Here is an 8,551-nt window from a genome sequence, read left to right on the forward strand (position 1 = left end):
CGCAGTAGTCGATCATGGCGGCCGGGTCACTGCAGGTGGTGGTGGCCGGGCTGAACACCCACAGCCGGGTGTTGTTGTTCACCAGCAACTGCGCGTGCACATCGGGGTCGTGCCATTTCCAGCGGCCCAACTGTGCCGCACCCCACATCGCTTGGGTGTTCACGCCGCCGAACCGTGCCATGCCTGCGGTGATGGCACCGTTAGTGTACGTGTTCGACGGGTTCAGAAAGCCCGACATCGATCCCGCGAACCGGTAGCGGTCCGGGTGGAAGGTCGCCATCGTCAGCGCCCCGGTGCCGCCCTGGGCGGCTCCGACGATCCCGTGCCCGCCCGGGGCCAGCCCCTTGTTGGCGGCCAGCCAGTTGGGTAGCTCGTCAGCGAGGAACGTCTCCCACTGCTTGCTGCCGTCCTGCTCCCAGTTGGTGTACATGCTCCAGGCGCCACCGGCGGGGGCGGCCACCGAGATGCCCTGCCCGGCGAGCGTGTTCATGGCGTTGCCTGCCGTCACCCAGTTGCTGACGTCGGGTGCGGCGTTGAACGCGTCCAGCAACACGACCGCGTGCGGGCCGCCGCCCTGGAATGCGACCGGGATGTCGCGGCCCATCGCCGGCGAGGGCACCATCAGGAACTCGACACCCTGGGCATGGGCGGTGGGAGACCCGGTGCCCCAGTGCGTCGGCAGCACCATGCTCACCGACATCGCCGCCACGGCCAGCACCGCGACCGTGATCCTTCGCGTCAACGCCCGCATCTGCCCCACCTCATGTCTCGCATACCTGGCGACACCCGGCGCATCACCAGTCGGCCCTACCGCAAGGTAGTGAATCACACCACCGCGACGGGGCGGGGCCAAAGCGACTGACGGCGGTGACCCTCGGAGAGGATCACCGCCGTCATTCACGTGCTTGGCGTCGAAGTGCCTAGCCGCCCATCGCCGGGGCGTCTACCGGCGCTTCGACCGGCGCCGGGGGTGCCGACGGCTGCGGCACCGCACCGAGTGCCCGCTGGATGTCGGGCTTCATCTGCTGGAGCTGCTGGCCCCAGTAGCCCCAGCTGTGCGTTCCGTTGGACGGGAAGTTGAACACACCGTTGCGACCGCCCGCGGCCAGGTACTCCTCCTGGAAGGTCTTGTTGGTGCGCAGCGTGAAGCCCTCGAGGAACTTGGCGTTGAACAGGTTGCCCGAGCTGGAGCCGGCGTCGAGTTCGGACGGCTTGCCGTTGCCGCAGAACACCCAGAGGCGGGTGTTGTTGGCGACGAGCCTGTCGATGTTGACCATCGGATCGTTGCGCTTCCACGCCGGGTCACTGGACGGCCCCCACATGTCCTCGGCGTCGTAGCCGCCCGCGTCACCCATCGAGATACCGACCAGCATGGGCCACCAGCCCTCGGACAGGTTCAGGAAGCCCGACAGCGAGCCCGCGTACTGGAACTGGTTGGGGTGGTAGATCGCCATGGTCATCGACGCCGAACCGGCCATCGACAGGCCCACTGCCGCGTTGCGGCCCGGGTCGACACCCTTGTTGGCCGCCAGGTAGGCGGGCAGCTCCTGGGAGATGAAGGTCTCCCAGTTGTAGGTGCTGCAGCCGGTCTTGCCACACGCCGGCTTGTACCAGTCGGTGTAGAAGCTGGACTGGCCGCCGACGGGCATGACCACGGCGAGACCGGAGTCGAGGTACCACTCGAACGCCGCGGTGTTGATGTCCCACCCGTTGAAGTCGTCCTGGGCACGCAGACCGTCGAGCAGGTAGACGCCGGGAGCGTTGGGGCCGCCGCTCTGGAACTGGACCTTGATGTTCTTGCCCATCGCGGCGGACGGCACCTCGAGGTACTCCACCGGCAGCCCGGGACGGGAGAACGCTCCGGCCGTCGCCGTGCCACCGACAGCGCTGATCAGGCCCGGCACCAACGCTGCCGCAAGGGCCGCCACTGTGAGCCGGCGCCCAAGGGTCTTCGCTGCGCCACGCAGCCCCGAAACGAGCTTCATCCTTGTGTTTTTCCCATCTGTCGTGAGCAGCGCTGGCGGGCTGGACTCGAAGTCCCCGCACCGGCCACGTCGCCCATGTAGTGAACCACACCTTTGTGGCGTTCTCTCCTCACCGCTGAGCCGCTCGCGGTGCCCTCACATGCCTTATCCGACCGACATGGCTGTCGCGTTACGAAAGCAGAAAACCTGCTCTGCCAGCAAATCGCCCTCTGTTCACGGCCCTGTTGCGGGCAGCCCGGTGTAGGGCGGATTCACCGGCTCCGGTATCGGAATACCGCACCTCGCCAGCTCGTAGCGCGGCACCCTGTCGATGCGGTACGACGTCAACTCCGCGGCGTTGAGCAGGTTCGACAGGAATCGCCTCGGCCCCATCGGGGCGCGGATCGCGGCCAGGGCGGCCTCGGTGCCGGGGCACTTCAGTGCCGCTTCGGCCTGTCTGATCCAGTCCTCGTCGAGATAAACCGGGAGGTACGGCGGCTCCTTGAGGAAAGGACCCTCGGCGACCGCCCAATCGGGGAACAGGTTCTTGTCGTGCCCGATCCGGCCGTCCTCGATACGGGCGGTGCGCGCGGCCAGCGGGTTCGCCAGACCGATCTGGTCGATCACCCGGACGTCGAGACCGACGTTCATCCCCAGCATGCCGAGATTGGTGAAGAACACGGTGTGGGGCCCGGTTTGATCCGCCGACTCCGGTGGAGCGTCCGGCGGCGGCGGTATCGCGGGCACCACATCCCAGGTGTCGTAGCTGCCGGCGGGCAGCAGCAGTGCGCCGTCGGGGGTGTTCTCGATCGCGGTCAGCACGGCGCGCATCCGTGGGTAGTCGAGGTAGTCCGCGGCGGTCAAAGGGTGCGGATTGCCGGTCGCCTGCGCGTAGAAGCGACGTTCGTCGACGATTCCGGTATAGGTCACCCGGGTGGCGTCGGCTCCCATGCCCGGCGAGTTGGCCGCCCACAGCGCCCACCCCGCAACAGCCAGCCACAGCACGCTGGTGGCACCGGCGTACAGATAGCCCGCGCCGCGGGCCATCCGCGAGCGGTCGGGCAGCATCAACGGGATCACGGCGACGGGCGCCAACATGCAGAACAACGGTGTCAGCAGCACCCGGCCGTGCATGAAGTCGCCGCCCTGGCGGATCCAGTAGACCGCCTGCAGGAGTCCGCTGACCACCATGAAGATCACCACCGCCTGCGGGGTCTGCACCGTGCGCGCCAGCCAGCGGGCGCCTGCAGGCGCCCGGCGGTTCACCGATGACGGCCGGCCGCGCAGCAGCATCACCATCAACGCCAGCCCGACCAGCAGCACCGCTGGCGCCCACAACAGGTAGGGCTGGTTGAAGTTGGCGAGGTAGACGAAACCCTGCTGCCACTTCGCCCCGGAGGCGTCCTTGGCCACCGCGGTGGCGGGGACCAGCAGCCCGTAGTACCCCATCCGGAAGATCTGGTAGGCCACCGGTAGCAGCCCGCCCGCGGCGACGATCAGCGCACGTCGCCGCCAGTCGGGTGCCGCGATCAGCATCATGATCAGCGCGACGCCGCCGATGAGCGCGAGCTCGGGACGCACCAGCACGCTGAGCCCGGCGACGAACGCCAGCGAACCGTCGAACACCGGCGAGGTCTGTGAGGTCCGTGAGGTCTGAAGCCCGCGCAGCGCCTGCGACCAGCAGACCATCATCCACCACAGCAGCCCCAGATAGGCCAGCACCAAACCGTTCTCGAGCCCGGAGGTGGCGAAGTCACGGGCCGGCGGCACCGCGATGTAGACCAGTGCACCCGCCGGTAGCAGCAGTGCGTGCCGCCCCCGTAGGCTCGGCGCATACAACCTGGCGGTGCCGAGCATGACCAGTACCACCCCGAGCACGCTGAACACCAGCGCGAGCGTCAGCGCCACGTACTCCAGCCGTGCAGGCTCGGAGACCAGTCCACCGAGGTACATCAGATACGACCACACCGTCGAGGTGTTGGCCTCCACCCGCTCCCCGGCGTTGAAGACGGGACCGTTGCCCGCCAACAGGTTTCGCACGGTGCGCAGCACGATCAGCCCGTCGTCGGCGATCCACCGGCGCTGCCAGGCGCCCCAGCCGAACAGCGCGGCCACCACCGTCACGCTGATCCAGAGGCTGATCCGGACCGAGACGTCGTAGGGATAGGCCGGCCAGCGGGTCAACCGGCCCGCCATCGCTGTGGTCAACCGGTCAGCTGAGGAAGATTGCGCCACTGATGGTTCCGATCCAGGCAAGCGCCAACACCTGAAGCACTCGGTCCTTGAGCGCGATCTCCTCCGGTTCGCCGGCCATTCCGCCGTCGACGTCGACGGCGTACCGCAGGATCGCGACCGTGAACGGAACCATCGAGACCACGAACCAGGAGGTGCCTCCGGTCGCGTCACGCTCGAACGCCCACAGTCCGTAGCACAGCACCAGCGACGTCGCCGACAGCGTCCACACGAAGCGCAGATAGGAGCTGGTGTAGCTCTCCAGCGATTTACGGATCTTGGCGCCGGTCCGCTCGGCCAACTGCAGTTCGGCGTAACGCTTCCCGGCCGCCATGAACAGCGAGCCGAAGGCCATCATCAACAGGAACCACTGCGACAGGGGCACATCCGCCGCTACGCCGCCGGCGATCGCCCGAATGAGGAAGCCCGAGGACACGATGCAGATGTCGATGACGGGCTGGTGCTTGAGGCCGAAGCAGTAGGCCAGCTGGATGCCGATGTAGATGGCCATCACCAGCGCCAGGTCCGGTGTCACCAACCACGAGATCGCCAGCGACGCAGCACCCAGCACCGCCGCCAGCGTGTAGGCCAGCCACTCGGGCACCACCCCTGCAGCGATCGGCCGGAACCTCTTGGTCGGATGTGCGCGGTCTGCGTCGACATCACGGGCGTCGTTGATCAGGTACACACACGACGCGGCCAGGCTGAAGACGACGAACGCCAGCAGCACGTTGACCAGCACTTCGCGGTAGTCGTAGGCGTAGCGGGCGTCGCCCAGGGCAGCCACCGGGGCGGCGAAGACCAGAACGTTCTTCACCCACTGACGGGGCCGCAGCGCCTTGACGATCCCCGCGCCCAGGCTCTTCGGAGGACCTGCGGCCGACCCTGTCTCCTGGCCGACCTGGGATGCGCTCATTGTCACCGACCCCTTTCTTCCACCGTGCCCACCAGCTTCGCCACCGCCGCTCCCACGGCGACGCCCGCGAGGACATCGCTGGGGTAGTGCACACCGAGGACCAAGCGGGACAGCGCCATCGGCGGGATCAGCAAAGCGGGCAGCGGGAACCCGGTAGGGCGGGCCAGCAGCATCGACGCCGCGGTTGTCGAGGTGGCATGTGCGGACGGAAAGCTCAGCCTGCTCGGGGTGCCGACGTTGACCGCGATCGCCGGGTGGCGCGGCCGTTCGCGGCGGACCATCCGTTTGACGACCACGGCACTGGCGTGCGCCAGGAATGCGCCCGCGCCCGCGGCCAGGAACTCCCGGCGGCGACCCGGGCTCACCAGCGCGCCGAGGGCGGCCACGCCGAGCCAGCCCAGGCTGTGCTCCCCGAAATGCGAAAGACCGCGGGCGGCGGGCAGTACGCCGGGCCGACCGGCGACCGCTGACTGCACGGCCACCAGTGCGAGGTCCTCGCCCGTGGGCGGAACGACCGGATCAGCGATCACGGGATGCCACGACCCCCTGCCGACCGGAGTTCAGCACGGTCTCCCACCGTTGCTTGCTCGTCAACATCGGCAGGGCGTCGCGGTACACCCTGCGCATCCGGTTGAACTTGCGCGCCAGCTGCACGTGCTGGCGAAGCGACGTCCGCAGCAGCTCGATCATCTTGTCGCGGTCGCGCTGCCGGAAGACCACCCCGCGGCCGTCCGCGGTCGTCACGGTGACGCCGTCGACCTTGCAGAGCAGAAACCAGCGGGCGTCCTGGGTGGCGACGTTGAGTTGGGGTCGCTGATGGTGGGCGGGGTCGTGCTCGGTGAGCTGATGCGCCACCCCGCGAAACAGCCGAAATGCGATGGCCGGCTTGGAGGTCGGGATCTTCACCTTCTTGCGGCGCTTGTCCGACGCGGGCGGCAGTGCGGTGGCCCCCGGTAGCACGACGGCATCGGGGTACTCGCTGCGCATCGCCCGCACGTCCGGCAGCGCGGACTCCAGGATCGAGAAGATGTGCTCGGGGCCGGCCAGGAAGTCAGCCATCGCCCGGTTCTGGATCGCCACGGTCGAGTATTCAAGGCACAGAAGGTGTTTCAGCGTGGCCTTGATCGACGAGGCGAGCAGGCCGGCGACCCCGCCGTCCCAGTGCAGGGCGGCCACGGCCAGCCGGTTGCGCAGGTGGAAGTAGGCCTGCCAGTCGATCGCGTCGTCCTTGTCGCTCCACGCCATGTGCCAGATCGCCGCACCCGGGAGGGTGACCGTGCCGTAGCCGTGCTCGGCTGCGCGCAGCCCGTACTCGGCGTCGTCCCACTTGATGAACAGCGGCAACGGCTGGCCGAGTTCCTCGGCCACCTGCCGCGGGATCATGCACATCCACCAACCGTTGTAATCCACGTCGATCCGGCGGTGCAGCAGCTTGCTGCGGTCCTCCTCGTCGACCAGCGGGTATTTGGCGAAGTCATGGTCGTACTCGGTGTTGGGGGCGTTGGTCCACATGAAGTTCGCCCGGTCGACGACCTCGCCCATCACGTGCAGGTGCGACGGTTCCTGCAGGTTGAGCATGTGCCCGCCGACCAGCGTGGGCGACTTGGCGAACCTGTTCATCGCCAGCGCGCGCAACACCGAGTCCGGTTCGATCCGGATGTCGTCGTCCATGAACAGGATCTGTTCGCAGTCGGTGTTCTTCAGCGCCTCGTACATCACCCGGCTGTAGCCGCCCGACCCACCCAGGTTCGGCTGGTGGTGCACCGCCAGCCGGGAGCCCAACGCAGCCGCCGCGGCGGCGAAACCCGGGTGGTCCTGGGCTTTGTCGGTTCCCTGATCGGAGACGATGACCGCACCGATCACCTCGTCCACCAGCGGATCCGACGTGAGCGCAGCCAGCGCGTTGACACAGTCGGACGGCCGGTTGAATGTCGGGATGCCGACCGTGACGTCGGCCCGGCCGGGAGCGGGCGTCGGTGCGTACCAACCGGCGCTGCGCAGCGTGACCGCGGAGTTGGTGGTGATGTCGAACCAGATCCAGCCGCCGTCCTCGAACGGGTCGAGCCCGATCTCGAACTCCACCACGGCGGTGTCTGCGTCACCGCTGGCGAAAGAATCGCCGCTGACGGTGATGCGGGCGCCGGTGGCCTTGGTGCGGTAGACGTCGACGCGGCCGCTTCCGGTCAGCTCCACCCCCAACACGAACCACTCCAGCGTCGACCACCGGCGCCAGTAACTGGCCGGGAACGCGTTGAAGTACGTCGCGAACGACACCTCGGACTCGGCACCGATCTCCAATTCGGTGCGCGTCGGCGGATGAGCGCGCCGCGCGTTGGTCACCGACTCCTCGATGTAGAGCTTCCGGACGTCGAGCGGTTCGCCGGGCCGCGGCAGGATGACGCGGGCCAGCAGGCTGACTGCCCGTGACTGTCCGGCCTCGAGCGCGCCGGACGGGATGTCACTCATAGTCGGTTGCTTTCTGTTTCGGGTTCGGCCAGCGGCGCGCCGTCGCGCAGGTGGGGCGCGATGGTGTTGTCGTACATGTTCAGCGCGCTGGCGATGGCCATGTGCATGTCCAGATATTGATAGGTGCCGAGGCGGCCGCCGAAGAGCACCTTCGACGAGGCCGTCTCGGCCCGTGCCCGCTCACGGTAGGCGCCCAGCACCGCACGGTCGGCGTCGGTGTTGATCGGGTAGTACGGCTCGTCGTCGTCGGCCGCGAAACGCGAGAACTCACGCATGATCACGGTCTTGTCGGCCGGGTAGGACCGTTCGGGGTGGAAGTGGCGGAACTCGTGGATCCGGGTGTACGGCACCTCGAGGTCGTTGTAGTTCATCACCGGCGTGCCTTGGAAGTCCCCGCAGTCGCGCAGCACCTCGAGCTCGAAATCCAGCGTGCGCCAGCCCAGCCTGCCGTCGACGTAGTCGAAGTAGCGGTCCAGTGGACCGGTGTACACCACCGGGGCCGACGGACTGGCGGCCCGCAACGGGTCACGGACGTCGAACCAGTCGGTGTCGAGCCGGACCTCGATGCGGTCGTCGGCGGCCATGTTCTGCAGCCAGGCCGTGTAGCCGTCGACGGGCAGGCCCTCGTAGGTGTCGTTGAAGTAGCGGTTGTCGAAGGTGTAGCGCACCGGCAATCGGTTGATCACCGACGCCGGCAGCTCAGCAGGGTGGGTCTGCCACTGCTTGGCCGTGTAGCCCTTGACGAACGCCTCGTACAGCGGCCGGCCGATCAGCGAGATCGCCTTCTCCTCGAGGTTCTGCGCGTCGGCGGAATCGATCTCGCTGGCCTGCTCCTTGATCAGCGCCCGTGCCTGGTCGGGGGTGAAGTACCGGCCGAAGAACTGGCTGACCAGCCCCAGACCCATCGGGAACTGGTAGGCCTGCCCGTCGTGCAGCGCGAACACCCGGTGCTGGTAGCCGGTGAACTCGGTGA

Annotated in this window: 7 protein-coding genes; all 7 read right to left on the reverse strand. The window is 67.8% G+C overall.

What is annotated here, in order from left to right; genetic code table 11:
• On the reverse strand, nt 1–700 hold a 700-nt coding region (locus tag WA944_RS12975; protein WP_526370680.1), incomplete at its 3' end, for an alpha/beta hydrolase.
• A gap of 220 nt (nt 701–920) precedes the next feature.
• Nucleotides 921–1,985: an alpha/beta hydrolase gene (locus WA944_RS12980; RefSeq protein ID WP_526370676.1), complete on the reverse strand. Its 1,065-nt coding sequence runs from the start codon at nt 1,983–1,985 to the stop codon at nt 921–923.
• A gap of 213 nt (nt 1,986–2,198) precedes the next feature.
• Nucleotides 2,199–4,199 (reverse strand): terminal beta-(1->2)-arabinofuranosyltransferase, encoded by a 2,001-nt coding sequence (gene aftB, locus WA944_RS12985; RefSeq protein WP_526370674.1) that lies wholly within the window; start codon nt 4,197–4,199, stop codon nt 2,199–2,201.
• Nucleotides 4,177–5,112, reverse strand: a complete 936-nt coding sequence (locus WA944_RS12990; protein WP_526610569.1) for a decaprenyl-phosphate phosphoribosyltransferase — start codon at nt 5,110–5,112, stop codon at nt 4,177–4,179. The genes aftB and WA944_RS12990 overlap by 23 nt, the downstream gene beginning before the upstream one ends.
• Nucleotides 5,113–5,114: 2 nt before the next feature.
• Nucleotides 5,115–5,639 carry a phosphatase PAP2 family protein gene (locus WA944_RS12995; RefSeq protein WP_526370678.1) on the reverse strand — a complete coding sequence of 175 codons (525 nt, stop codon included), beginning with the start codon at nt 5,637–5,639 and terminating at the stop codon, nt 5,115–5,117.
• Entirely contained in the window at nt 5,632–7,578 is a 1,947-nt protein-coding gene (locus WA944_RS13000; protein ID WP_526647009.1) for a glycosyltransferase family 2 protein, read from the reverse strand. Before WA944_RS13000 ends, WA944_RS12995 begins: the two co-directional genes overlap by 8 nt.
• A partial coding sequence (locus tag WA944_RS13005; protein ID WP_526647010.1) for a UDP-galactopyranose/dTDP-fucopyranose mutase family protein occupies nt 7,575–8,551 on the reverse strand: 977 nt, incomplete at its 5' end. The genes WA944_RS13005 and WA944_RS13000, both read right to left, overlap by 4 nt.

Origin of the sequence: Mycobacterium sp., from assembly GCF_049683355.1 — a bacterium.
Taxonomy (GTDB): domain Bacteria; phylum Actinomycetota; class Actinomycetes; order Mycobacteriales; family Mycobacteriaceae; genus Mycobacterium.